General features: G+C 62.0%; 24 protein-coding genes. 21 read left to right on the forward strand and 3 right to left on the reverse strand.

Going from position 1 to position 25,551, the window contains the following annotated elements:
- Window positions 1–58 precede the first annotated feature (58 nt).
- The 17 genes from tsf (at window position 59) to BUA36_RS11355 (ending at window position 18,064) form a co-directional block, all read left to right on the forward strand.
- Window positions 59–970: a translation elongation factor Ts gene (gene tsf / locus BUA36_RS11275; RefSeq protein ID WP_072784449.1), complete on the forward strand. Its 912-nt coding sequence runs from the start codon at window positions 59–61 to the stop codon at window positions 968–970.
- 122 nt (window positions 971–1,092) lie between these two features.
- The gene (gene pyrH / locus BUA36_RS11280) at window positions 1,093–1,809 is read left to right on the forward strand and encodes a UMP kinase (RefSeq protein ID WP_072784450.1); all 717 of its coding nucleotides are present in this window, start codon (window positions 1,093–1,095) and stop codon (window positions 1,807–1,809) included.
- 24 nt (window positions 1,810–1,833) lie between these two features.
- A complete protein-coding gene (gene frr / locus BUA36_RS11285) occupies window positions 1,834–2,394 on the forward strand; it encodes a ribosome recycling factor (RefSeq protein ID WP_072784451.1) in 561 nt (186 codons plus the stop codon).
- Between the two features lie 126 nt (window positions 2,395–2,520).
- Entirely contained in the window at window positions 2,521–3,273 is a 753-nt protein-coding gene (gene uppS / locus BUA36_RS11290) for a polyprenyl diphosphate synthase (RefSeq protein ID WP_072784452.1), read from the forward strand.
- Window positions 3,273–4,112, forward strand: coding sequence for a phosphatidate cytidylyltransferase (locus BUA36_RS11295; RefSeq protein ID WP_072784453.1), 840 nt, complete (start codon window positions 3,273–3,275; stop codon window positions 4,110–4,112). Before uppS ends, BUA36_RS11295 begins: the two co-directional genes overlap by 1 nt.
- A 13-nt stretch (window positions 4,113–4,125) precedes the next feature.
- A complete protein-coding gene (ispC, locus tag BUA36_RS11300; RefSeq protein WP_072784455.1) occupies window positions 4,126–5,319 on the forward strand; it encodes a 1-deoxy-D-xylulose-5-phosphate reductoisomerase in 1,194 nt (397 codons plus the stop codon).
- Window positions 5,316–6,671: an RIP metalloprotease RseP gene (gene rseP / locus BUA36_RS11305; protein WP_072784457.1), complete on the forward strand. Its 1,356-nt coding sequence runs from the start codon at window positions 5,316–5,318 to the stop codon at window positions 6,669–6,671. Before ispC ends, rseP begins: the two co-directional genes overlap by 4 nt.
- Before the next feature lie 40 nt (window positions 6,672–6,711).
- On the forward strand, window positions 6,712–9,048 hold the full coding sequence (gene bamA / locus BUA36_RS11310; protein WP_072784459.1) for an outer membrane protein assembly factor BamA: 2,337 nt from the start codon (window positions 6,712–6,714) through the stop codon (window positions 9,046–9,048).
- A 58-nt stretch (window positions 9,049–9,106) separates the two neighbouring features.
- A complete protein-coding gene (locus tag BUA36_RS11315) occupies window positions 9,107–9,610 on the forward strand; it encodes an OmpH/Skp family outer membrane protein (RefSeq protein ID WP_072784460.1) in 504 nt (167 codons plus the stop codon).
- Between the two features lie 15 nt (window positions 9,611–9,625).
- Window positions 9,626–10,678 carry a UDP-3-O-(3-hydroxymyristoyl)glucosamine N-acyltransferase gene (lpxD, locus tag BUA36_RS11320; protein WP_072784461.1) on the forward strand — a complete coding sequence of 351 codons (1,053 nt, stop codon included), beginning with the start codon at window positions 9,626–9,628 and terminating at the stop codon, window positions 10,676–10,678.
- Window positions 10,675–11,163, forward strand: coding sequence for a 3-hydroxyacyl-ACP dehydratase FabZ (gene fabZ, locus BUA36_RS11325; protein WP_072784462.1), 489 nt, complete (start codon window positions 10,675–10,677; stop codon window positions 11,161–11,163). The genes lpxD and fabZ overlap by 4 nt, the downstream gene beginning before the upstream one ends.
- 2 nt (window positions 11,164–11,165) lie before the next feature.
- Window positions 11,166–11,957 carry an acyl-ACP--UDP-N-acetylglucosamine O-acyltransferase gene (gene lpxA / locus BUA36_RS11330; RefSeq protein WP_072784463.1) on the forward strand — a complete coding sequence of 264 codons (792 nt, stop codon included), beginning with the start codon at window positions 11,166–11,168 and terminating at the stop codon, window positions 11,955–11,957.
- Between the two features lies 1 nt (window position 11,958).
- Window positions 11,959–13,140, forward strand: a complete 1,182-nt coding sequence (gene lpxB, locus BUA36_RS11335; protein WP_072784464.1) for a lipid-A-disaccharide synthase — start codon at window positions 11,959–11,961, stop codon at window positions 13,138–13,140.
- Complete coding sequence (gene rnhB, locus BUA36_RS11340) at window positions 13,137–13,757, forward strand: ribonuclease HII (protein ID WP_072784465.1); 621 nt, start codon at window positions 13,137–13,139, stop codon at window positions 13,755–13,757. The genes lpxB and rnhB overlap by 4 nt, the downstream gene beginning before the upstream one ends.
- Window positions 13,754–14,539 carry a TrmH family RNA methyltransferase gene (locus BUA36_RS11345; RefSeq protein ID WP_072784466.1) on the forward strand — a complete coding sequence of 262 codons (786 nt, stop codon included), beginning with the start codon at window positions 13,754–13,756 and terminating at the stop codon, window positions 14,537–14,539. The genes rnhB and BUA36_RS11345 overlap by 4 nt, the downstream gene beginning before the upstream one ends.
- A gap of 18 nt (window positions 14,540–14,557) precedes the next feature.
- Window positions 14,558–15,757 carry an EAL domain-containing response regulator gene (locus tag BUA36_RS11350; protein ID WP_072784467.1) on the forward strand — a complete coding sequence of 400 codons (1,200 nt, stop codon included), beginning with the start codon at window positions 14,558–14,560 and terminating at the stop codon, window positions 15,755–15,757.
- 84 nt (window positions 15,758–15,841) lie between these two features.
- A complete protein-coding gene (locus BUA36_RS11355) occupies window positions 15,842–18,064 on the forward strand; it encodes a catalase (RefSeq protein ID WP_072784468.1) in 2,223 nt (740 codons plus the stop codon).
- A 7-nt stretch (window positions 18,065–18,071) separates the two neighbouring features.
- Here the strand turns inward: BUA36_RS11355 and BUA36_RS11360 are convergent, their stop codons facing one another.
- Together BUA36_RS11360 and ppsR are read right to left on the reverse strand one after the other, a co-directional pair.
- Window positions 18,072–19,415, reverse strand: a complete 1,344-nt coding sequence (locus tag BUA36_RS11360) for an amidohydrolase family protein (RefSeq protein ID WP_072784470.1) — start codon at window positions 19,413–19,415, stop codon at window positions 18,072–18,074.
- Window positions 19,415–20,263 carry a posphoenolpyruvate synthetase regulatory kinase/phosphorylase PpsR gene (ppsR, locus tag BUA36_RS11365; protein WP_072784472.1) on the reverse strand — a complete coding sequence of 283 codons (849 nt, stop codon included), beginning with the start codon at window positions 20,261–20,263 and terminating at the stop codon, window positions 19,415–19,417. Before ppsR ends, BUA36_RS11360 begins: the two co-directional genes overlap by 1 nt.
- Before the next feature lie 153 nt (window positions 20,264–20,416).
- On the opposite strand from ppsR, the gene ppsA reads away from it, so the two are divergent.
- The 4 genes from ppsA (at window position 20,417) to BUA36_RS11385 (ending at window position 24,794) form a co-directional block, all read left to right on the forward strand.
- Window positions 20,417–22,846, forward strand: coding sequence for a phosphoenolpyruvate synthase (gene ppsA, locus BUA36_RS11370; RefSeq protein WP_072784665.1), 2,430 nt, complete (start codon window positions 20,417–20,419; stop codon window positions 22,844–22,846).
- Window positions 22,847–23,004: 158 nt separating this feature from the next.
- Window positions 23,005–23,427, forward strand: a complete 423-nt coding sequence (locus BUA36_RS11375) for an NfeD family protein (RefSeq protein ID WP_072784474.1) — start codon at window positions 23,005–23,007, stop codon at window positions 23,425–23,427.
- A gap of 21 nt (window positions 23,428–23,448) precedes the next feature.
- The gene (locus tag BUA36_RS11380) at window positions 23,449–24,384 is read left to right on the forward strand and encodes an SPFH domain-containing protein (protein ID WP_072784476.1); all 936 of its coding nucleotides are present in this window, start codon (window positions 23,449–23,451) and stop codon (window positions 24,382–24,384) included.
- Window positions 24,385–24,386: 2 nt separating this feature from the next.
- The gene (locus tag BUA36_RS11385) at window positions 24,387–24,794 is read left to right on the forward strand and encodes a DUF4259 domain-containing protein (RefSeq protein WP_072784479.1); all 408 of its coding nucleotides are present in this window, start codon (window positions 24,387–24,389) and stop codon (window positions 24,792–24,794) included.
- Window positions 24,795–24,876: 82 nt separating this feature from the next.
- Here the strand turns inward: BUA36_RS11385 and BUA36_RS11390 are convergent, their stop codons facing one another.
- Window positions 24,877–25,488, reverse strand: a complete 612-nt coding sequence (locus tag BUA36_RS11390; protein WP_084560103.1) for a PEP-CTERM sorting domain-containing protein — start codon at window positions 25,486–25,488, stop codon at window positions 24,877–24,879.
- Between the last annotated feature and the right edge of the window lie 63 nt (window positions 25,489–25,551).

Here is a 25,551-nt window from a genome sequence, read left to right on the forward strand (position 1 = left end):
CAACTCGCCGCTCACCATCCCACCGAATTCCGAATTACCGAATTAACAGGAGAAACACATGGCAGCGATTACTGCAGCAATGGTAGGCGAACTGCGCGCGAAAACTGACGCGCCGATGATGGAATGCAAAAAAGCACTGACCGAAGCCGAAGGCGATCTGGCCCGTGCGGAAGAGATCCTGCGCGTCAAGCTGGGCGGCAAGGCATCGAAAGCGTCGGCACGTATCACCGCTGAAGGCGTGGTAGCGACCTACATCGCTGGCGGCGTCGGCGCGCTGGTGGAAGTGAACTCGGAAACCGACTTCGTTGCGAAAAACGACGATTTCCTGGCCCTGTCGAACACCGCCGCCAAGCTGGTGGCTGAACACAATCCAGCCACCGTTGAAGCCCTGCTGGCCCTGCCAGCTGGCAACGGCCAGACCCTGGACGAAGTGCGCTCGGCCCTGATCGGCAAGATCGGCGAGAACATGACCATCCGCCGCTTCCAGCGCTTTGAAACCACCGGCAAACTGGCATCGTACCTGCACGGCACCCGTATCGGCGTGATCGTCGAGTTCGAAGGCGCGGACGAGCAGGTTGGTAAAGATGTGGCAATGCACATCGCTGCAATGAAACCAGTGTCGCTGTCGGCTGACCAGGTACCTGCAGAACTGATCGAAAAAGAGCGTTCGGTAGCAAAACTGAAAGCCGATGAAGATGCAGCTGCTGCCATCGCCGCCGGCAAACCAGCCCAGCCTGCCGACATCGTCGCCAAGCGTCTGGAAGGTTCGGTACAGAAGTACCTGAAAGAAGTATCGCTGCTGAACCAGGCATTCGTGAAGAACGACAAACAGTCGATCGAACAGATGCTGAAAGAAAAATCGACCACCATCAAAGCCTTCACCATGTACGTGGTAGGCGAAGGTATCGAGAAGAAAGTAGACGACTTCGCAGCTGAAGTGGCCGCTCAAATGGCCGCTAACAAAGCGTAATCAAGAAAACGGGCCGAGAGGCCCGTTTTTTTAAGCCCGCAGCAGTGCCCGGCGTTGGGCGAGGTATCATAAGCGCCGGCAAGCCTCACCCCGTACAACCCAATCAATAGGAGCCCCGTCTCATGTCCAAACCAGCCTACAAGCGCGTACTCCTCAAGTTATCCGGCGAAGCCCTGATGGGGGATGATCCTTACGGCATCAACCGTGGCACGATCGAGCGGATGGTGGCCGATGTGGCCGAAGTCGCGAAACTGGGCGTGGAACTGGCGATCGTCATTGGCGGCGGCAATATCTTCCGTGGCGTCGCGCCCGGTGCGCAGGGCATGGACCGCGCCACCGCCGACTACATGGGTATGCTGGCCACCGTGATGAACGCGCTGGCCCTGGCCGACGCCATGCGCCATGTCGGCATTACCGCGCGTGTGATGTCCGCCATCGGCATCGAGCAGGTCGTCGAGCCATATGTGCGCCCGAAAGCGCTGCAGTACCTGGAAGAAGGCAAGGTCGTGGTGTTTGCGGCCGGCACCGGCAACCCGTTCTTCACCACCGACACCGCTGCCTCGCTGCGCGGTTCGGAAGTGAGTGCGGAGATCGTGCTGAAAGCCACCAAGGTGGATGGCGTGTACACTGCCGATCCAAAGAAAGACCCGAACGCCACGCTGTATCGCTCGATCACTTTCGACGAAGCGATCGCCAAGCACCTGCAAGTCATGGACGCCACCGCCTTCGCGCTGTGCCGCGACCAGAAACTGCCGATCAAGGTGTTCTCCATCACCAAGCCGGGCGCGCTGATGCGCGTCATCATGGGCGAGGATGAAGGTACACTGGTTCACGTTTAATCTAGAAATAACAGGAGAGCAGCAATGTCTGTAGCTGACGTTAAAAAGAGTGCCCAAGACCGCATGACCAAATCGCTGGAAACCCTGCGTGGTGACCTGGCCAAAGTCCGTACCGGCCGCGCCCACACCGGCATCCTCGATCACGTGATGGTGGATTACTACGGTAACCCGACCCCGATCAACCAGGTGGCCAACCTGACCCTGGTCGATGCGCGTACCATCGGTGTGCAGCCATTCGAGAAAAAGATGGCAGCCGCCATCGAGAAAGCCATCCGCGACGCCGACCTGGGCCTGAACCCGGCCGCCCAGGGCGACGTGATCCGCGTACCGACCCCGGCCCTGACCGAAGAGCGCCGCAAGGAAATGGTCAAGCTGGCCAAGGGCGAAGCGGAAGATGCCAAGGTTGCCGTGCGCAACATCCGCCGCGATGCCAATGAAGGCCTGAAAAAGCTGGTCAAGGATAAAGCCATCTCGGAAGACGACGAGCGTCGTGGCACCGATGAAGTGCAGAAGCTGACCGACAAGTTCATTGTCGACATCGACAAGATGGTGGGCGAGAAGGAAAAAGAGATCCTGACGGTTTAATCCCGTCGGCGCCAGCAGCTGACGCAGCACCCGGTCCGCAAGGGCCGGGTGCTGCGTCCGGTTGACTGGCGTCTTGTCTTTTTAAGCCACACCTGCAATACTTTATACTTTGGCACCAAAGTTTTCATGAAATATACGAGTTCGACTACCGAGGTACCAGACGCGCCTGCCGTGCCACGCCATGTGGCCATCATCATGGACGGCAACGGCCGCTGGGCCACCAAGCGCTTTCTGCCGCGCGTGGCAGGACACGTCAAAGGCGTGGAAGCCGTGCGTACCGTGGTTGAATCCTGCGCCCGCCGCGGCGTCGAGTACCTGACCCTGTTTGCCTTCAGCTCGGAAAACTGGCGTCGCCCGGAAGAAGAAGTGTCGCTGCTGATGCGCCTGTTCGTGACGGCGCTGGAACGCGAAGTCTCCAAACTGCACGCCAACAACATCCGCCTGCGCGTGGTGGGCGACCTCAGCCGCGCCGACGACAAGCTGCAAAGCATGATCGCCGCCGCCGAGCGCAAGACCGCCGCCAACACCCGCATGACGCTGACCGTGTGCTTCAACTACGGCGGCCGCTGGGACGTGATGCAGGCCGTCGGCCAGATGGTCAAAGCCCATCCTGGCGTGAGCGATTTCTCCGAAGAGCAGCTGGCGCCCCACCTGGCCATGGCCTATGCGCCCGAGCCCGACCTGTTCATCCGCACCGGCGGTGAGCAGCGCATCTCCAATTTCCTGCTGTGGCAGCTCGCTTACACCGAACTGTTCTTCACCGACACCTACTGGCCGGACTTTTCCGCCGGGTGTCTCGACGAGGCGATCGCCTCCTACCAGCACCGCGAACGGCGTTTTGGCCGCACCGGTGCGCAACTGGCTGAAAAGACAAGCTGATGCTGAAAACGAGGATTATTACCGCTGTGGTCTTGCTGGCGGTGCTGCTGCCGGTCCTGTTCTTCAACTATTTCCCTGCCTTTGCGCTGGTGGTGACGCTGTTTGTCGGCGCCGCCGTGTGGGAGGGCGCGCGCCTGTTTGGCCTCAGCGAGAGCAAGGCCCGCGTGGCCGGCTTCGTCGGCGGTATGCTGTTTGTCGCGCTGATGTATTCGGCCAAGCCGGGCGCCGTCAACGCGCTGTTTGGCGTGGCGGCGCTGCTGTGGATCATCCGCTATGCGCCGACGCTGGGCATGGGCCTGCCGCCACTCGGCGGCGCCGCCAACTGGTCGCTGGCGATCACGTTTACGTTTGCGCTGTTTGCCGCTTTCTTTGCGATCGTCGGCCTGTACCTGCATTCGCCGCTCTACCTGCTGTCGGTGATGGTGCTGGTGTGGATCGCCGATATTGGCGCCTACTTCTCCGGCAAGGCCTTCGGCAAGCGCAAGCTGGCGCCGTCCATCTCGCCGGGCAAGTCCTGGGAAGGCGCGATCGGCGGCGCGATTGCCGTGCTGGCACTGGCCGCGCTGTCGGTGGTGCTGGCCGATAGCGCCGCACCATGGCTGCAGGACACTTTCGCCTACAAGCTGCACGCGCGCTTCGGCTGGGGCCTGACGCTGCTGATCCTGGCGGTGATCGTGATGTTTTCGGTGATCGGCGACCTGTTTGAATCCCAACTCAAGCGCCGCGCCGGCATCAAGGACAGCAGCAACCTGCTGCCTGGCCACGGCGGCGTGCTTGACCGTGTGGACGCGTTGATCCCCGTGCTGCCGATGGCCGCGCTGGTCACGTCCTGGCTCTGAAAGTGGTTTAATCATGCAACGTATCACCGTATTAGGCGCCACTGGTTCGATCGGCGTATCCACGCTGGACGTGGTGGCGCGCCATCCCGGACGCTATTCCGTGTATGCCTTGTCGGCGCACAGCCGCGTGGAGGAACTGGCCGCGCAATGCGTGCAGTTCCGTCCCGCGCGCGCCGTGGTCGGCACGGCGGCGGCGGCCGACCGCCTGGCAGCGCTATTGCGCGCGGCCGGCGTCAAGACGGAAGTGGAGTGGGGCGAGCAGGCGCTGTGCAGCATCGCCAGCGCGGCGGAAACCGATAGCGTGATGGCGGCCATCGTCGGCGCCGCCGGCCTGGCGCCAACCCTGGCGGCGGCGCGCGCCGGCAAGAAGGTCCTGCTGGCCAACAAGGAAGCGCTGGTCATGTCCGGCCAGCTGTTCATGGACGCGGTTCACGCCTCCGGCGCCGTGCTGCTGCCGATCGACAGCGAACACAATGCCATTTTCCAGAGCATGCCGCAGTTCGGCGGCAAGATGCCAGAGGTGCGCGACGCCTCGGCCGGTATCGCCAAGATCCTGCTGACCGCGTCGGGCGGCCCGTTCCTGACGCGCGACGTCGCCACGCTGGACGCAGTAACGCCGGAGCAGGCGTGCAAGCATCCTAACTGGTCGATGGGCCGCAAGATTTCGGTGGACTCGGCCACCATGATGAACAAAGGCCTGGAGGTGATCGAGGCGCACTGGCTGTTTGGTGCCCCGGCCGACCGCATCGAAGTGGTGATCCATCCGCAGTCGGTGATCCATTCGATGGTGTCGTACACCGATGGATCGGTACTGGCGCAGCTGGGCAACCCCGACATGCGCACGCCGATCGCCCACGCGCTGGCCTACCCGGAGCGCATCGCCTCCGGCGTCGCCCAGCTGGACCTGACCCAGATGGCGGGCCTGCATTTCCACCAGCCGGACTTCGAACGCTTCCCGTGCCTGCAACTGGCGTTTGACGCGCTGCGCGCCGGCGGCACTGCGCCAGCCTTGCTGAACGCGGCCAACGAGGTGGCGGTACAGGCCTTCCTCGATTTGAAAATCGGCTTCCGCCAGATCGACCGCGTGATCGCCCACGTGGTGGACACGCTGCCGCATGGCGACGCCCACAGCATCGAGGCGGTGATGGCGCAGGACGCCGCTGCGCGCGCCGCCGCTGAAGCCTGCGTCGCCGGACTGGCCAAATGAACTTCCTGCAAACCCTGCTGGCATTTGCCGTTTGCCTGGGCTCCCTGATTATCTTCCATGAGCTGGGACACTATCTGGTAGCGCGCTGGTGCGGCGTGAAAGTGCTGCGCTTCTCGGTCGGCATGGGCAAGGTGGTGTGGTCGCGCCGCTTCGGCCCCGACCAGACCGAGTGGGCCATTTCCGCATTGCCGCTGGGCGGCTACGTCAAGATGCTGGATGCGCGCGAAGGCGAGCTGACTGGCTTGTCCGAAGCGGAAATGCAGCGCGAGTTCACGCGCCAGAATGTCTGGAAGCGCATCGCCATTGTGGCGGCCGGCCCGCTGGCCAATTTCCTGATCGCGATTGTGCTGTTCACCGGCCTGTATATGTACGGCGTCGAAGAACCAAGCAGCAAAATCAGCGTGGAGGCGGGAACCGCAGCGGCGCGGGCAGGACTGCATAGCGGCGACGTCGTCACCGCTGCCAATGGCCAGCCAGTGCATGGCTGGTCCGAACTGCGCTGGCAGTTCATTCAATCCGCTATCGACAAACATGATCTGCGCCTGGCCGTGGATCGCGCAGGGCAGGGCCGTGTCGCCGCCACGCTGCCGGCGTCCGCGCTGGCCGGCCTGGATCTGGAAGGCGATGTGCCGTCCCAGCTCGGGGTGGGCGTTGCACTGCCAGCGCCGGTGGTGCTGCGCGTGATGCCCGGCAGTCCGGCCGAACTCGCGGGCCTGCGCGAAGGCGACCTGCTGCTGGCGGCCGACGAGCAACCAGTAGCCGATGGCCGCGCTTTTATCACCGCCATCCAGGCGGCGCCCGGCAAAGCCGTGCAGGTGCTGCTGCAGCGCGCCGGCCAGCAGGTGACGGTCAGTGTGCTGCCGAAACCGGAACAGGCAAAGACCAGCAAAGGAACTGTAACAGTCGGTAAGATCGGCGCGGAAATCGCCAGCCGCCCGGATATGATCACCGTGCCCTCGGCGCCACTGGAGGCGGTAGGCAAAGGCGTGGTTCGCGTCTGGGACACATGTACGATGACGCTGAAGATGATCGGCAAAATGATCACCGGCGAAGCTTCGCTGAAGAACGTCACCGGCCCGATCACCATTGCCGATTACGCCGGCCAGACCGCACGCATGGGCGTAGCAAGCTATTTGAGCTTTATTGCGTTCATCAGTATTAGTCTGGGGGTAATGAATTTGCTGCCAATTCCCGTTCTAGACGGGGGGCATTTGCTGTATTATTCGCTGGAAGTTTTAACTGGGCGTTCTGTGCCGGAACGCGTCGGCGACATTGCGCAGCGTCTGGGCATGGGTTTGTTACTCACGCTGATGCTGCTGGCGGTGTTTAACGACGTCGCCCGGCTGCTGTAGCTGTACTGTGTAGTTCTCGTTGATTGAGCCATTGAACCCGATGAAATTATATTCTGACCGTATTACTTCAACTTCCTTGCGCCGTAGCCTGATCGGCGCCGCTGTCCTGGCACTGTGCAGCGGTAGCGCCATGGCGATCGATCCTTTCGTCATCAAAGATATCCGCGTCGAAGGGATCCAGCGTACAGAAGCCGGTACGGTCTTCAGCTACTTGCCGGTACGAGTCGGCGAAACCTTCAACGACGACAAATCCATCGCGGCCATCAAGGCCCTGTATGCCACCGGCTTCTTCAAGGATGTGAAGCTGGAAAAGGACGGCCAGGTGCTGGTGGTGCTGGTGGAAGAACGTCCGGCCATCGCCAAGGTGGAATTCACCGGCACCAAGGAATTTGAAAAAGACACGCTGGTCAAGGCGCTGAAAGACATCGGCGTCGGCGAAGCCAAGATTTTCGACAAGGCCTCGGTTGACCGCGCCGAACAGGAACTGAAGCGCCAGTATCTGTCGCACGGCCTGTATGGCGTCAAAGTCGTCACCACCGTCACGCCGATCGAGCGTAACCGCGTCAACATCACCTTTGCGGTGGACGAGGGCGAAGTCGCCAAGATCAAGCAGATCAACATTGTCGGCAACAAGGTGTTCTCGGATAAAGAGCTGAGGGAAAACCTGGCGCTGAATACCGGCGGCTGGTTCAGCTGGTACACCAAGGCCAACCAGTATTCCAAGACCAAGCTGACCGGCGACATCGAGTCGCTCAAGTCCTTCTATCTGAATCGCGGCTACATCGAGATGAATATCGATTCGACCCAGGTGTCGATCACGCCCGACAAGAAGGACATCTACATCACCATCAACATCACCGAGGGCGAGAAGTACAAGGTCTCGGACATCAAGTTTGAAGGCGAGACCTTCGGCCGCGAGGAAGAACTGCGCCAGCTGGTGCTGCTGAAGCGCGGCGCCACCTATTCGGGCGAGCTGCTGACCGCCACCAACAAGCTGATTTCGGATCGCCTGGGCACCTTTGGCTACGCCTTCGCCAACGTCAACGCCAATCCGGACATCGACCGCGATAAACGCGAAGTGGCGTTCACCTTCTTCATCGATCCGGGCAAGCGCGCTTACGTGCGTCACATGAACATCGCCGGTAACACCACCACCCGCGACGAAGTGATCCGCCGCGAATTCCGCCAGTTCGAATCGTCGTGGTACGACGCCAACAAGATCAAGCTGTCGCGCGACCGCGTCGACCGTCTGGGCTACTTCAAGGACGTCACCATCGACACGCCGGAAGCGCAGGGCACGTCCGACCAGGTCGACGTCAACCTGACCGTGACCGAGAAACCGACCGGTAACTTCCAGATCGGCGGCGCGTTCTCGCAGTCGGAGAAGTTCTCGTTCCAGGCAGCGATCCAGCAGGCCAACTTTGCCGGTTCGGGCACCACCGTGGGCCTGGAGCTGAACACCTCCAAGTACACGCGCACGATTTCGTTCTCGCAGACCGACCCGTACTACACCGATGACGGCGTCTCGCGCGGCTACGAGCTGTATCTGCGGACGCAGCAGCCGCCGGCGCTGAACATCGGTTCGTACACCATCAAGCAGCAGGGCGGCCGTATCAGCTACGGTGTGCCGTTCTCGGAAGTCGATACGGTGTTCTTCGGGATTGGTCTGGAACGTTCCAAGATCACCACCGACCAGACATCGCCAGTGCGCTTCCAGGATTACGTGAACACGATTAACGGCACCACCACCGGTGTCGGCACCGCCTCCACCAACGCCGTGCCGCTGACCGTCGCCTGGGCGCGCGACAGCCGTGACTCGGCACTGACCCCGACCGTCGGCCGCTACCAGCGCGCCAACCTCGAGATCGACCTGGTCGGCGCACAGAAATACTACCGCGCGGTGTACGAACACCAGTGGTACAAGCCGATTTACCAGAAGGTCACGCTGGCACTCAAGGGCGAGATCGACTACGGTCACGGCCTGGGTAACAGCAGCTATCCGGTGTTCAAGAACTTCTACGGCGGCGGTATCGGTTCGGTGCGCGGCTACCTGAGCTCCTCGCTGGGCGCGGTCGACTACCGTTACGGCGATGCGCTGGGTGGTGCTTCGCGCCTGATCGGTAACGCTGAACTGCAACTGCCATTCCCGGGTTCGGGCCAGGACCGCAGCTTGCGCTGGTTCGGCTTCCTGGACGGCGGCCAGGTTTATCAGGAAGGCGAAAAGATGCGCGCTTCGCAGCTGCGTTATTCGACCGGTCTGGGGATCAGCTGGATTTCGCCGGTCGGTCCGCTCAAGTTGAGTTATGCTAAGCCTTTGAACGCCAAGCAGGGTGACCGCCTGGAACGCTTCCAGTTCCAGATGGGCTCTGGCTTCTAATGTTTGATGGCATTAATTTTTACCTCGGAGAAATAAGTTGAAGACTGCATCCGCTACCATGACCAAATATCTTGCCGGGCTTGCATTGGGCTGGTGTGCATTGGCGCCGGTGCAGGCGCAGACTTCGGCCTCGCGCATTGCATGGATCAGTCCTGAGCGCATCTACAATGAGTCGAAGCTGGCCAAGCTGGCGGAAGAAAAGCTCAAGGAAGAGTTCAAGAACCGCGAAAAAGCCATGGCCGATATGGCCGGCCGCCTGAAGACGGCGTCGGAAAAGCTGGACAAGGATGCGCCGACGCTGAGCGAAGCCGACCGCGTCAAACGCCAGCGCGACGTGTTTGAGCTGGACAAGGAATACCAGCGCCGTCAGCGCGAGTTCCGCGAAGATGTCAGCCAGCGCACCAACGAAGAACGCCAGGCGATTTCGGAAAAAGCCACCAAAATCATCAAGCAGCTGGCAGGTGTCGAGGGCTTCGATATTGTGCTGCAGGACGCCGTCTGGGCCAGCAACCGTATCGACATCACCGACAAGGTGCTGGCGGCGCTGGATAAAGACAAATAAAACAAGGATCACCCGATGGGCACTCGACTAGGAGCATTGGTCGAACGCTTGGGCGGACAGCTGGTCGGCGACGAAAACCTGGAAGTCTCCGGGATCGCGCCGTTGGCTGATGCCGGCGTTTCGCACATCAGCTTTCTCAGCAACAGCAAGCTGCGCGCGCAGGCGCTGCAGAGCAAGGCGGCCGCACTGATCGTGTCGGCCGCGGACGACGATTTTATCGCCGCCGGCTATTACGGCGCCCGCATCGTGGTCCCGAATCCGTATGTGTATTTCGCCCGCGCGGCGCAGTATTTCGAATCGCTCACGGCCATCGTGCCGGCGCCCGGCATCCATGCCAGCGCGGTGGTGGCGGACAGCGCGCAGGTGGCGCCGACCGCGCACATTGGCGCGCGCGCAGTGGTGGAAGAGGGCGCCGTGATCGGCGAGGGCGTCGTCATCGGCGCCGGCTGCTACATCGGCCGCGAGGCGGTGATCGGCGAGGGCACGCAGTTGTTTGCCAACGTGACCTTCCATGCGCGCTGCCAGATCGGCAAGCGCGGCATCATCCACTCCGGTGCGGTGATCGGCACCGACGGCTTTGGCTTTGCCAACGAGGGCGGCGTCTACATCAAGATTCCGCAGACCGGCCGGGTGATGATCGGTGATGACGTCGATATCGGCGCCAACACCACCATCGACCGCGGCGCGCTGGCGGATACGATTATTGAAGATGGCGTCAAGCTGGATAACCAGATCCAGATTGGCCACAACTGCCATATCGGCGCACATACGGCAATGGCCGGCTGCGTTGGCGTGGCAGGCAGCGCGAAGATCGGCAAATACTGCACCTTTGGCGGCGCGGCCATGGTGCTGGGCCATCTGACCATTGTCGACAAGGTGCATGTGGGTTCGGGCAGCATGGTGTCGCGCTCGATTCTCGAGCCGGGCCAGTACACCGGCTTTTACCCGCTGGCGAAAAACGCCGACTGGGAGAAGTCGGCTGTCATCGTCCGCAATTTGTCGGCCATGCGCGATAAAATCCGCGCGCTTGAAAAAATCATTAAGACCAAAACAGAAGACGAATCATGACCACTACTGAAAACAAGACCATGGACATCTGCGAGATCAAGTCCTACCTGCCGCACCGCTATCCGCTGCTGCTGGTGGACCGCGTCATCTCGTACGAAGAGGGCAAGACCATCACCGCCATCAAGAACGTGACCGTCAATGAAGAATTCTTCAATGGCCACTTCCCGCACAAGCCAGTCATGCCTGGCGTGCTGATGATCGAGGCGATGGCGCAGACTGCAGCGCTGCTGTCGTTCAAGACCATGGGCATCAAGCCTGATGAGAATTCGGTGGTGTACTTCGTCGGTATCGACGGCGCGCGCTTCAAGCGTCCGGTAGGTCCTGGCGACCAGCTGAAAATGGACGTCGAGATCCTGCGCAATGCGCGCGGCATCTGGAAGTACAAGGCAGTGGGTTCGGTAGACGGCCAGGTGGCGGTTGAAGCGGAACTGATGTGCACCATTCGCAGCGCTTCGGACGCATCGCAGCCAGCCGCAGGCCAGTAATCATGAGTAAGATACACGCAACAGCAATCGTTGACAGCAAAGCGGAGCTGCACGAAAGCGTTGAGATCGGCCCATATTCGGTGATTGGTCCGAATGTGGTGATCGGTTCCGGCACGGTGGTCGGTCCGCACGTGGTCATCGAAGGCCACACCACCATCGGCAGCGACAACAAGTTCTTCCAGTTTTCGTCCATCGGCGCTGCGCCGCAGGACAAGAAATGGAAGGGCGAGCCGACCCGCCTGACCATCGGCGACCGCAACACCATCCGCGAATTCTGCACCTTCAACACCGGTACGGTGCAGGACAAGGGCGTGACCTCGCTCGGTAACGACAACTGGATCTCGGCCTACGTGCACCTGGCGCATGACTGCCAGGTCGGCAGCAACACGATCTTCTCGAACAATGCGCAGATCGCCGGCCACGTCGAGATCGGCGACTACGTCATCATGAGCGGCTTCGCCAATGTGCACCAGTTCTGCAAGATCGGCGCGCACGCGTTTGTCGGCATGAGCACGTCGCTGACGCAGGACGTGCCGCCGTTCGTGCTGTTGAACGGTAATCCGGCGGCGGCGCATGGCGTGAACATCGAGGGTCTGAAACGCCGCGGCTTTACGCGCGAGCAGATCAACGGCATCCGTTCGGCCTACAAGACCATCTACCGCTCCGGCCTGACGCTGGAAGAGGCCAAGGCGGCGCTGATCGCGGAAGAAGCGACCGTGCCGGCTGATGTGGCGCTGCATATGCGCGCCATGCGCGAGTTCCTCGATACGGCGACCCGTGGCATCGTCCGATAATATGGCGCCGGGCGCCCGCTTGCCTGTCGACGGGCGCGGGTTGTCCCTGGCGCTGGTGGCAGGCGAGCCGTCCGGCGATGTGCTGGCGGCTCGTTTGCTTTCCGGCCTGCGCCCGCACCTGCCGGATGCCTACTTCCACGGTATCGGCGGTCCTAACATGATGGCGCAGGGCTTCGAATCGCATTGGCCGATGGACAAGCTGACGGTGCGTGGCCTGCTGCCTGTGCTGATGCGCTACCGCGAACTCAAGGGCGTTCAGAACCAGTTGCGCGACCGCCTGCTGGCTGAACGGCCGGCGGTATTTATCGGCGCCGACTACCCCGGTTTCAACCTGGGACTGGAAGAGCAGCTGAAAGCCGCCGGCATCCCGACCATGCATTACATCGGCCCGCAGATCTGGGCCTGGCGTGGTGGGCGCATCAAGAAAATCCAGCGTGCAGTGTCGCATATGCTGGTGGTGTTCCCGTTTGAAGAAGCGATCTACCAGCAGGCCGGCGTACCGGTCAGCTATGTCGGCCATCCGCTGGCCGAGCTGATTCCTATGGCGCCGGATGCCGGCGCCGCGCGCCGCGCGCTGGGTCTGGCGGAGGACGCCAATGTGGTGGCCATCATGCCGGGCAGCCGCATGTCTGAACTGAAGTACAACACCGTGGCGTTTGTGCAGGCGGCCAGGCTGCTGCTGCAACGCGACCGCAGCTTGCGCTTCGTCGCGCCGATGGCGGGCGACAGGCAGAAAGCCTACTTCCAGGAGCTGGTGGCGCAGGCGGGCTTGCAGGATGTCGAGATCCAGCTGCTGGACGGCCAGTCGCACACGGCGATTGCGGCTGCGGAGGCGGTACTGGTGGCATCCGGCACGGCGTCGCTGGAAGTTGCGCTGTTCAAGAAGCCGATGGTGATTGCGTATAAGATGATGGAACTGGAGTGGCAGATCCTGCGCCATTTCGGCTATCAGCCCTGGATCGGTTTGCCGAACATCCTGGCGCGCGAATTCCTGGTGCCGGAGCTGCTGCAGCATGCGGCCAACGCAGAAGCGCTGGCGGAAGCCATGTGGAAGCAGCTTGACGATGCGCCGCATCGCCAGCGCCTGGTGCAGCGGTTCACCGATATGCACCACAGCCTGCTGCGCGACAGTGCGAAGGAAAGTGCAGCCGCCGTGCTGCAAGTGATAGAAAGAGCAAAGTGAAGAATCAACATCCCGGTCTGTTCGATGACCTGCCTGAATCGCCCGATGAAATCATCTGCGGCGTGGACGAGGCAGGGCGCGGGCCGCTGGCCGGCCCCGTGTTTGCGGCCGCCGTTATCCTCGACCCGCTGCGGCCTATCGATGGCCTGCGCGACTCCAAGAAGCTCAACGAAGCCAAGCGCGACATGCTGGCGCCGCTGATCAAGGCGCATGCGCTGGCATGGGCGATTGCCGAGGCATCGGAAGAGGAAATCGACCAGCACAACATCCTGCAGGCGTCGATGCTGGCGATGCGCCGCGCGGTCGAAGCGCTGAAGACCGTGCCCACGCTGGCCCTCATCGACGGCAACCGCTGCCCGGTCATGAAGATCCAGAGCATCGCCATCGTTGGCGGCGACGACAAGGTGGAAGCTATTTCGGCGGCCTCGATCCTGGCCAAGACCGCACGCGACGCTGCACTGGTGGCGCTGCATGCCCAATATCCGCAGTACTGCTTTGACCAGCACAAGGGCTACGGCACGGCGCTGCATCTGGCGCGCCTGCGCGAGCATGGACCTTCGCCGGTGCACCGCCGCTCGTTCGCGCCGGTGCGCGCCTTGCTGGAGGTGCGCCTGTGAAGACGATTACCTCGCGCGACAACGCGCAATACAAGGAACTGGCCAAGCTGGCCGGCAGCCAGCAGGCGCGCCGCAAGGCCGGCCGCACGCTGCTGGACGGTGTGCATCTGTGCCAGGCGTTCTTGCAGCTGCGCGGCGTGCCGGAGCAGTGTGTGGTCAGCGAAAGCGCGCTGCACAATCCCGAAGTGATGGAGATTGTCGGCCAGCTGGAGTCGCAGCGCGCGCACGTGCTGGCGCTGCCGGATGCGCTGTACAACGGCGTCAGCCAGGTCGAACACGGCGTCGGCGTGATGTTCCTGATCGAGACGCCGGAACGCGCGGTGACCGCGCCGGTGAGCGTATCGGCCGTGCTGCTGGACGGTGTGCAGGACCCCGGCAATGTCGGCTCCATCCTGCGCAGCGCAGCGGCGGCGGGTATCAGGCAGGTGTATTGCAGCGCCGGGACGGCGTTCTGCTGGTCGCCGAAAGTGCTGCGTGCGGCCATGGGTGCGCACTTCGTGCTGGATATTTTTGAAAACGTCGATCTCGCGGGGCTGGTGCGCGCGGCCAAGGTGCCGACGCTGGCGACCAGCGGCTATGCGACGCAGCGCTTGTACGACGTCGATCTGCGCCAGCCGGTCGCGTGGCTGTTTGGCCACGAAGGGCAGGGGGTGGCGGACGATCTGCTGTCCATGGCCACGCACCAGGTAGTGATTCCGCACCTGGGCCAGGTGGAATCGCTGAACGTCGCCGCCTGTGCGGCAGTATGCTTTTTCGAACAAGTAAGGCAGAATCAGACGTAAGCACACACGGGAGCCGTCATGGATATCGCGCAGTTGCACTTTCTGGTAGCCGAAGGGGATCAGGTTCAACGGCACGCACTGGCTGATATCCTGGTTCATCTTGGCGTCGGACGGATCACGCAGGCGCCTGACGGCCACACGGCGCTGCGCCACTTCAGCGCCGGTATCACGCCGGTGGTGGACATCGCCATCATCGACCTCGCCCTGCCGGGCATGGATGCGCTGGAGCTGATACGCCGCCTGGGCGAAGCGCGCTGCAAGGCTGGCATCATCATCGTTGGCGCGCAGACCAATGCGGTGCTGTTTTCGGTGGAAACCATGGCGCTGGCCTACGGCGTCAACGTGCTGGGCGCGATTGGCAAGCCGGTCATCGGCAGCCGTCTTGAAGCGTTCATCGGCAATTATCTTCAACCGGCGCAGCCGCACGGCGCGGGCGGCAGGGCGCCGGCCCTGTCGTTTGCCGAAGTCGGACAGGGGTTGCAGTCGCGCGAATTCGATCCCTTCTTCCAGCCCAAAATCGAACTGGAGACAGGGCAGGTCAAGGGCCTGGAGATGTTTGCGCGCTGGCGGCATCCGCTGTACGGCGTGCTCGGGCCGGCGTCCTTCATGCCGGCACTGGAAGAAGCACGGCGTGTCGATTTCCTCGACTGGACCATGATCGAGAAGTCGGCCGCGGCCTGCCGCGCACTGCACGACCAGGGCATACCGATTTCGTTTTCCATCAACGTCGACCAGACCACGCTGGCGCATCCGCAGTTCATGGAGCAGGTCGCGGCCTGTCTGGAGCGGCATCGCATCATGGCGGACTACATTACCTTCGAGATGACGGAATCGGCGGTGCTGACCACCGACCCGCACTTCCTCGAACGCCTGCTACGCCTGCGCATGAAAGGCTTTGGTCTGGCGATCGACGACTACGGTACGGCGCGCAGCAATCTGCAGCTGCTGGCGCGCATTCCGTTCTCCGAGCTCAAGATCGACCGCAGCTTTGTCGATGGCGCTTCCAAGCGCGCCGCGATTGGCACCGTGCTGCGCTCCTGTCTGGGCCTGGCCCGCAGCCTGGATCGCCGCTCGGTGGCGGTCGGCGTCGAGACCAAACAGGACTGGGATTTCCTGCAAGGACTGGGCTGTACCTACGCGCAGGGCTACTACATCGCCAAGCCGATGCCGGTTGAAGAGTTCCCGGACTGGCTCGCGGACTGGCAGCACTTCTTCTGAGCGCGATCAAATACACGCCGCTGTAACGCACGCACACTCGTTGCCTGCCTTCCCGCCGGGAGGGCGCCACAAACGAGGTGCGACATGGCTAAACGTAAAACCAACGGCGGCGCAGAAGACAGCGCCGGGTCCATCCTGAGCACGGTGGCCGGACCGTCAGTGCCGCCACATCCGACGCGGCTTGAACCGCCCGCCACCGGCACCAGCACGGAAACCGTGGCATCGCCAAAGGTTGGCGACGGCCAGCCGGCCATCGGCGAGAACGCCTTGAACCGTCCGCTGGACCGCGTTCGTGTCGACGATAGCGCGCGCGAGCTGACCACCAACCAGGCGGTGCCCGTGGCGGACAATCAGAACTCGCTGAAAGCGGGACTGCGTGGCCCAACGCTGATGGAAGACTTCATCCTGCGCGAAAAGATCACGCACTTCGACCATGAACGCATCCCGGAACGGGTGGTGCACGCACGTGGCTCGGCCGCACATGGCTATTTTGAAAGCTACGAGGACCTGGGCGATCTCACACGCGCCGCGCCGTTCACGGCGGCCGGCAAGCGCACCCCGGTGTTTGTACGTTTCTCGACGGTGGCCGGCGAGCGTGGTTCCGCCGACACGGTGCGCGATGTACGCGGCTTTGCCGTCAAGTTCTATACCGATAAAGGCAACTGGGACCTGGTCGGAAACAATATGCCCGTGTTCTTCATCCAGGATGCGATGAAGTTCCCGGACCTGATCCACGCCGTCAAACCCGAACCGCACAACGGCATGCCGCAGGCGGCCAGCGCGCATGACACGTTCTGGGACTTTGCTTCGCTGAGTCCCGAAATCGCGCACATGCTGCTGTGGCACACCTCCGACCGCGCCATCCCGCGCAGCTACCGCATGATGCAGGGCTTCGGCGTGCATACTTTCCGGCTCGTGAACGCGCAAGGCGTATCGGTATTCTGCAAATTCCACTGGTCGCCGATGGCGGGTACGCATTCGCTGGTGTGGGACGAGGCGGCGCGCATCACCGGCGCCGACCCGGACTTCCACCGCCGCGATCTGTGGGAGGCCATCGATAGCGGCCAGTTTCCGGAGTGGGAGCTGGGCCTGCAGATCTTCACGGAGGATCAGGTGGCGAAGTTCCCGTTTGATATTCTCGATCCGACCAAGATCGTGCCGGAAGAGATGGTGGCGGTGCGTACGGTGGGCAAGATGGTCTTGAATCGTAACCCGGATAATTTCTTCGCCGAGACCGAGCAGGTGGCGTTTTGCGCCGCGCATGTGGTGCCGGGCGTGGACTTCAGCGATGATCCGCTGCTGCAAGGGCGGCTGCATTCGTATATCGACACGCAGATCAGCCGTCTCGGCGGGGCGAACTTCCACGAAATTCCGATCAACACCCCGGTCGCGCAGATGCACAATAATCAGCGCGATGGCATGCACCGCCAGGCGATCAACCGCGGACGCGTCAACTACGAGCCCAACTCCCTGGCGGGTGGCTGCCCATTTCAGGCGGGCGCGCGCGGTTTTGTCAGCTTCCCTGAGCCGCAGCATGGCAGCAAGGTGCGCGGCAAGCCGGAGCTGTTTGCCGATCACTATTCGCAGGCACGCTTATTCTGGATCAGCCAGAGTCTGACGGAGCAGCGTCACATCATCGCCGCATTCCGTTTCGAGCTGACGCGCGTGCAGACACCGGCCGTGCGGCAGCGCGTGCTGGCCTTGCTGGCCAATATCGATGAGGTGCTGGTCGCCAGCGTGGCGGAAGGGCTGGGCATGTCGGTGCCGCCGCCATTGCCGCCAGCGACCGACCGGCCACCGTACGACTATCCGCCATCGCCAGGCCTGTCCCTGTTTGCCCGGCCGGGCAGCATGGGCATCCGTACGCGGCGCGTGGCGCTGCTGGTCGGCGCCAATACGGATCTGGCGCAAGCGCGCAGCCTGTATGCCTCGCTGCTGGATGACGGCGCCGTACCCCGCCTGATCGGCGAGCGTATTGGCCCGGTTGTCGAGATTAGCCTGGAAACCGCACCGTCGGTGCTGTGGGATGGCGTGATCGTGCCGGATGCTATGCCCGCCGTGGGAGACGTCACGGTGTTTGAATTCCTCAAACTGCAATACCGTCATGGTAAGCCGCTACTGGCATTGGGCAACGGTGCGGAGCTGCTCAAGGCCGCCCGGATTCCGCACACGCTGCCGCATGGTGTGCCCGATCCGGGTGTGATTGTCGCTGCAGCGGTGGATGCAATGGAGGCTCTGGCCAGCGTCAAGGCGGTGCTGGCGCAGCACCGCGTATATGCGCGCGAGACTGATCCGCCGCGCGTTTAGCCTGGCGTTAGTCCGCGCGGTAGCTCTCGCGGACTTTCACCAGCAGCATCTCCAGCGCGCTGCGGTCGTACCAGCGGCCTGCCGCCATCACGCCAACGGGTTTGCGCAGCGTCGACAGGTCGTCGAGCGGATTCTGGTCGCTGAGCAGCAGGTCTGCGCGGTATCCCACCTTGATCTGGCCGAACGGCACGCCGCCTTTGGTGCGCGCGATAAAGGCGCCGGGCGCGCGCGTGGCGGTAGTCAGCGCCTGATAGCGGCTCAACTGCGAGCGTTCCAGCTCGGCCAGATTGTCGTGCAGTGAAAAGCCGGGCGTCAGGCCCGGAATCGTCGGCGCATCGGTGCCGGATAGCAGTTCGACGCCGCTGTCCGCCATCGCTTTCGCGAGTTTGCGTTCAAACGCCAGCTTGGCTTCCAGCCGCGCGCTCTTGCTGCCGTAGCTGCTGCGGCGCCATGCCTGCCGATCCGTCCACGACACATACGCCGCCTCGCGCGCGCCCAGGTAGCGCCGCAGCGCGTCGGGACGGCCCATCTGGTCTGCCAGCGTTTTATAGGTGATGAGGTCTGCCGTCACGGCGGCGTTGTACTGGCGGACCAGCGCCACGGCTTGCGGAATGCGCGATTCATCCGGGGGCGTGTCTGTCTCCTGCGCGCCGGCCGGCGTGAAGTAGGTATAGAAGAATTCCTCCAGATGCGCGACCATGACCTGGCCTTGCGCCAGTTGCCGCTCCAGCCGCACGGCCGTAACGCCATGGCCGACCAGCGGCAGCGCGTATTGGCGGCTGGTGTTGGCCAGTGCGCTATAGACTTCCTGCGACAGGCCGACATAGACCTTGATGAAGTCGTAGCGATTGGCGGCCGCCAGTTCGACTGCGGCGCGCGCCTGTGAGGGCGTTTTCAGCACCACGCCGTTGTAGTCCGGCGTGCCGTCCACCATCAGGCTCGCATACACGTGCGGTCCGGGCAGGTCGCCGCGTTCGATGGCAGGGATGATGCTGTCAACCAGATTGGCGCGCGCACCGCCCATGTTGAGCAGCGTGGTCACGCCGTTGGCCAGGTACACGGCCAGGTCGCCACGTGTTTCAGCGTGAGTGTGCATATCGGCCAGGCCGGGCGACAGCCAGCGCGTGCCGTAGCCATCGACGACCTTGGCGCCGGCGGGAACCGGCAGCGCTTCGCCGATGGCGGTGATACGGCCATCGGTCACCAGCACTGTCTGGTCGGTCAGCACGCGCTCGCTGTCCATCGGCACGACGTTCATGCGGACGAAGGCGGTGGTCTCCGCGCGCGCCACGCCATGCGTGGCCATTGCCAGGATGGCCGATGCCGCAAGCAGGCGCGCGACGAAACGCATCAGTATTCGCGCCGGTCCGGTTTAATCTCTTGCAGGATGGTGGTCGAGATCTCTTCAATCGACTTGGTGGTCGATGACAGCCAGCGGATGCCTTCGCGCTTCATCATCAGTTCCGCCTCGTTGACTTCATAGCGGCAGTTTTCCAGCGATGCGTACTTGCTGCCCGCGCGGCGTTCATTGCGGATTTCGCTCAGGCGCTCCGGCGTAATCGTCAGGCCAAAGATCTTGGATTTGAATTCGTACAGCGACGATGGCAGCCTGCCGCGCTCGAAGTCGTCCGGGATCAGCGGGTAGTTGGCCGCCTTGATCCCATACTGCATGGCCAGATACAGGCTGGTTGGTGTTTTGCCGGAGCGCGACACACCGACCAGTATCACGTCGGCCGAGGCCAGGTTCTTGTGCGACTGGCCATCGTCATGCGCCAGCGAGAAATTGATTGCCTCGATGCGGTTCTTGTATTCCTCGCTGTCGACGATGTTGTGCGAGCGGCCAATGGTGTGGGTCGATGGCACGCCAAGTTCTTGTTCCAGTGGGGCAACAAACGTCTGGAACATGTCCATATACATGCCCTTGCATAGACGAATGATATCGGACAACTCCGTCTTGACCAGCGTGGAAAAGATGATGGGACGTTGACCGTCGGTCGCAAATGCCTCGTTAATCTTGCGCACGGCGTCGTGCGCCTTGTCCAGCGTATCGATGAAGGGCAGGCGCACCTGGCGGAAACGCAGCTCGAACTGGGTCAGCACCGAGTGACCAAAGGTTTCCGCCGTAATGCCGGTGCCATCCGAAACAAAAAATACGGTACGGGCCGCGGAAGGCAGAGGTTGTCGTTGTTCTTGTGTCATGTAGAGGAAGCTATCTTATATTGTGAATCGTCAATTCTCGCCGCAGGCTGTAGAATAATCGCCAATGGTTAGATTGTGCTGCACGACGAACAGAATAACAAGAAACAAGTCTGCGCCTCGCTGGAAGATTTCTATCATCAAAAAGGTGTAATTATGTCCAACGCAGCATTGAAGGAGCAGAGTAACGACGCGGTATACGTTGCCTCATTTGAACACTTGCGCATGACGGATGTTGAATCCGTCGGCGGCAAGAACGCCTCCCTGGGCGAAATGATCAGCCAACTGGCAGGTGCCGGTGTGCGTGTGCCTGGTGGTTTTGCCACCACCGCACAGGCTTTCCGTGACTTCCTGTCGCACAGCGTGGACGGCGGCAAATCGCTGGCCGACCGTATCGCTGACCGCCTCGCGGATCTGAACATCGACGACGTGCGCTCGCTGGCGCAAGCCGGCGCCGAGATCCGTCAGTGGATCGTCGAGACCCCATTCCAGCCTCGTCTGGAACAGGAGATCAAGACCTACTACGATCAACTGGTGGCCGACTCGTCGACCGAAATGTCGTTTGCCGTGCGCTCCTCGGCAACTGCAGAAGATTTGCCGGACGCTTCGTTCGCCGGCCAGCAGGAGACTTTCCTGAACGTGGTCGGCATCGACAACGTGCTGGACGCGATGAAACACGTCTTCGCCTCGCTGTACAACGACCGCGCGATTTCCTACCGCGTGCACAAAGGCTTCACCCATGCGGAAGTGGCGCTGTCGGCTGGCGTGCAGCGCATGGTGCGCTCGGACCTGGGCGCAGCGGGCGTGATGTTCACCATCGATACCGAATCCGGTTTCAAGGACGTGGTGTTTGTGACCTCGAGCTATGGCCTGGGTGAGACGGTGGTGCAGGGCGCGGTCAATCCGGACGAGTTCTATGTCCACAAGCCGATGCTGGAAAAGGGCAAGTCGCCTGTCATCCGCCGCAATATCGGTTCGAAACTGATCAAGATGGAATTCACGGCCGAAGCCAAGGCTGGCCGTTCGGTGAAGACGGTCGACGTGCCGGTCGAGCTGCGCAACCGCTACTCGCTGAACGATGAAGAAGTGGTGGAGCTGGCCAAGTACGCGGTCATCATCGAAAACCACTATGGCCGTGCTATGGACATCGAGTGGGGCAAGGATGGCCGTGACGGCAAGTTGTACATCCTGCAGGCGCGTCCTGAAACCGTGAAGTCGCAACAGAAACCGACCGACGTGCAGCAGCGCTTCAAGCTGAAATCGTCGGGCACCGTGCTGGCGTCGGGCCGCGCGATTGGCCAGAAGATTGGCGCCGGTCCGGTCCGCGTGATTAGCGACCCATCGGAAATGGAACGTGTGCAGCCAGGCGACGTGCTGGTGGCCGACATGACCGACCCTAACTGGGAACCGGTCATGAAGCGCGCATCGGCGATCGTCACCAACCGTGGCGGCCGTACCTGCCACGCGGCGATCATCGCGCGTGAACTGGGCGTGCCTGCGGTAGTGGGCTGCGGCGACGCGACTGACGTGCTGAAAGACGGCACCTTCGTTACCGTGTCCTGCGCTGAAGGCGATGAAGGCAAGATCTACGACGGCCTGCTGGAAACTGAAATTTCGGAAGTCTCGCGCGGCGAGCTGCCCAAGCTGCCAACCAAGATCATGCTGAACGTGGGTAACCCGCAGCTGGCGTTTGACTTCCAGGCCGTGCCTAACGCTGGTGTGGGTCTGGCGCGTCTGGAGTTCATCATCAATAACAATATCGGCGTCCACCCGAAAGCGATTCTCGAGTACCCGAACATTGATGCGGACCTCAAGAAGGCAGTGGAGTCGGTCGCGCGCGGCCACGCTTCGCCGAAAGCCTTCTACGTCGACAAGCTGGCGGAAGGCATTGCCACCATCGCTGCGGCGTTCTGGCCGAAACCAGTGATCGTGCGTCTGTCGGACTTCAAGTCCAACGAGTACAAGAAGCTGATCGGCGGTTCGCGCTACGAGCCGGATGAAGAAAACCCGATGCTGGGCTTCCGCGGCGCGGCACGTTACCTGGCGGCCGATTTCGCCGGCGCCTTCGAAATGGAATGCGCAGCGATGAAGCGCGTGCGTAACGACATGGGCCTGACCAACGTCGAGATCATGGTGCCGTTCGTGCGGACGCTGGGCCAGGCCGAGAAGGTAGTCGACCTGCTGGGCAAGAACGGTCTGGTACGCGGCGAAAATGGTCTGCGTCTGATCATGATGTGCGAAGTGCCGTCCAACGCGATTCTGGCCGAGCGCTTCCTGGAGCACTTCGATGGCTTCTCGATCGGTTCCAACGACCTGACCCAGCTGACCCTGGGCCTGGACCGCGATTCCGGCATGGCGCTGCTGGCGGCGGACTTCGACGAGCGTGACGATGCCGTGAAAGCGCTGCTGTCGCAGGCGATCCAGGCTTGCCGCGCGCAGGGCAAGTACATCGGCATCTGCGGCCAGGGCCCTTCGGACCACCCTGACTTTGCAGCGTGGCTGATGGAGCAGGGTATCGAATCGATGTCGCTGAATCCGGACTCGGTGATCGATACCTGGCAGAAGCTGGCGTCCCTGCAAAAGTAATTGAGGCATTGACGTAAGCTGAAATTGGTATAGACTGCAGTTATCGAATTTAGTAGCAAAAAACTCTATCAATACCATTTGTTCAGCAGTAAAAACCCTCGCAGCCCACACCGGGACGCGGGGGTTTTTGCATTTTGTTTCATCGAAAGGAGCCCATCATGGCTGACTGGAGTTACTGGCTGGCTGGCGCCGGCTTGACCGTCATACTCGAACTGTTCAGCGGAACATTTTATCTGCTGATGATTGCGATAGGCCTGGCGGCCGGCGCTGGCGCGGCGGCGATCGGCTTCGGCGAAGCGGTGCAGCTGCTGGTGGCCGCCGTGGTCGGCGTAATCGCCACCGTGGCCTTGCGCCGCAGCCGCTACGGCAGGCAGCAGCAACGCGTGCAGGCCGAGCGCGACCCCAACGTCAATCTGGATATCGGCCAGACCGTGCATGTGCCGGCATGGCAGAACGGCGCAGCGCGCGTGATGTATCGCGGCGCGCTGTGGGATGTAGAACTTGCGCCTGGCGGCACCGCGACGCCGGGGCAGTACACGATACGCGAAGTTCGCGGCAGCCGCCTGATTGTGGCGGCTTAAGATCAACCAACGGAGAACCATATGGACATCAGCATCGGCAATGTCACCTTCATTCTGTTTATTCTGGCTTTAGTGTTTGTTTTCAAGACCATCAACGTGGTGCCGCAGCAGCACGCGTGGGTGGTGGAGCGGCTCGGTAAATATCACGCCACGCTGGGGCCTGGCCTCAATATCGTGATTCCGTTTGTCGACCGCATCGCCTACAAGCACGTGCTGAAGGAGATTCCGCTCGATGTGCCGCCGCAGGTCTGCATCACCAAGGACAATACGCAGCTGCAGGTGGACGGCATCCTGTACTTCCAGATCACCGATGCCATGCGCGCCTCGTATGGCTCATCGAACTACATCGCGGCGATTACCCAGCTGGCGCAAACCACGCTGCGTTCCGTGATCGGCCGCATGGAACTGGACAAGACGTTTGAGGAGCGTGAGCACATCAACACCGCGATTGTGAATGCGATTGACGAATCGGCCTCGAACTGGGGCGTGAAGGTGCTGCGCTACGAGATCAAGGACCTGACGCCGCCGAAGGAAATCCTGCATGCGATGCAGGCGCAGATTACGGCCGAGCGTGAGAAACGCGCGCTGATCGCGGCGTCGGAAGGCCGCAAGCAGGAGCAGATCAACATTGCCAGCGGCGAGCGTGAAGCGCAGATTGCGCGTTCGGAGGGTGACAAGCAGGCGGCGATCAACCGCGCACAGGGCCAGGCCGCCGCCATCGTCGCGCTGGCGGAAGCGAATGCGTCGGCGCTGCGCCAGGTGGGGGCGGCACTGCGCGAGCCTGGCGGCGACGAGGCCATGAACCTCAAGGTGGCAGAACAATACGTGAACGCCTTCGGCCAGCTTGCCAAGACCAACAATTCGATTATCATTCCGGCCAATCTGGGCGACATGAGCGGCTTGATCGCCACGGCCATGCAGGTCGTGAAGACACAAAACAAAATCATCAAGGAGTAATTATGGGTACTTGGGCGGTAGACGCCTTCGGCAACGACTACGCGCAGGACTGGGCGGACGATTTGCACGAGACGAACAATCTGGATGCGGTCGAGGACACGCTGAACACCGTGCTGGAGAGCGGCGACTACCTGGAAGCGCCGTTTGCCGCTGAGGCCCTGGTCGCCATCGAAGTGCTGGCGCGCCTGCAAGGCAAGGGCGGGCCGCGCACGGAAGACAGTGCTTCGCTAGACGAATGGGTAGACGCGCGCAAAGCCAAAGCCAAGCCGCGCACCGACCTGGCGCAGAAAGCAGTGCGGGCGCTGGAGCGCATCCTGTCGCCGGAAAGCGAGCTGCGTCAGCTGTGGGAAGAGAGCGAGCACTACAACGACTGGCTCGCCGCCGTCGAAGACCTCCGCGCCCGCCTCTAAGTTCGGGGTCAGTGCCGACATTCGGACATTTCGCAATCGAAATGTCCGAATGTCGGCACTGACCCCGAACTGCGTATGGTACTTACTGCTTGCGGCGGCGGGCAGTGAAGCCAACCAGGGCCAGGCCGGCCAGCAGCATGGCGTAGGTTTCCGGTTCCGGTACGGCGGTGGTCAGCGAAACGTGATCCAGCGAGGTGCCCAGGCTGTCGCTGGTGCCGATGGCCTTGAATTTCAGTGCTTCCAGGCTGCCGTTACCGATCAGGGTGTAGCTGCGGGTTTCCCAGCCGCCGGCCAGCGAGTTGTTGATCGAGGCGACGAGATTGCCGCCCCAGCTCACTTCCAGGCCTTGCGACGAAGTCGGCACGCCTGCGCGGTCCTGGAACTGGAAGCTCAGCGTGTAGGTTTTGCCCAGCACGGTGCTGACCGACTGGCTCATCCAGCTGTTGGCGGTGGTGTCCAGTTCGACGAAGTTCACGCCGTTCGATGCGGTGCCGGCAACGTTGTTGCGCAGTTCGATGCCGTAGGCGCCGCCGGTCCAGCCGGTCAGGTTGCTGTAGATGTTCCAGGTGCCTGCCGCTTGCGCATTCTGCTCAAAGCTGCCGTTGGTCAGCAGTTCTACCGGCGCGGCGTGGGCGACGCCACCCGCCAGCAGGGCGGCGACAGCGAAAGATTTGATCAGTTTGGTGGCGTTCATGGCAAGATTCCCGTTAATTGATTATTGGTAATTTTAATTTCTCAAAAGACATGCAAATCTTAT

This window comes from Duganella sacchari (genome assembly GCF_900143065.1).
Taxonomy (GTDB): Bacteria; Pseudomonadota; Gammaproteobacteria; order Burkholderiales; family Burkholderiaceae_D; genus Rugamonas; species Rugamonas sacchari.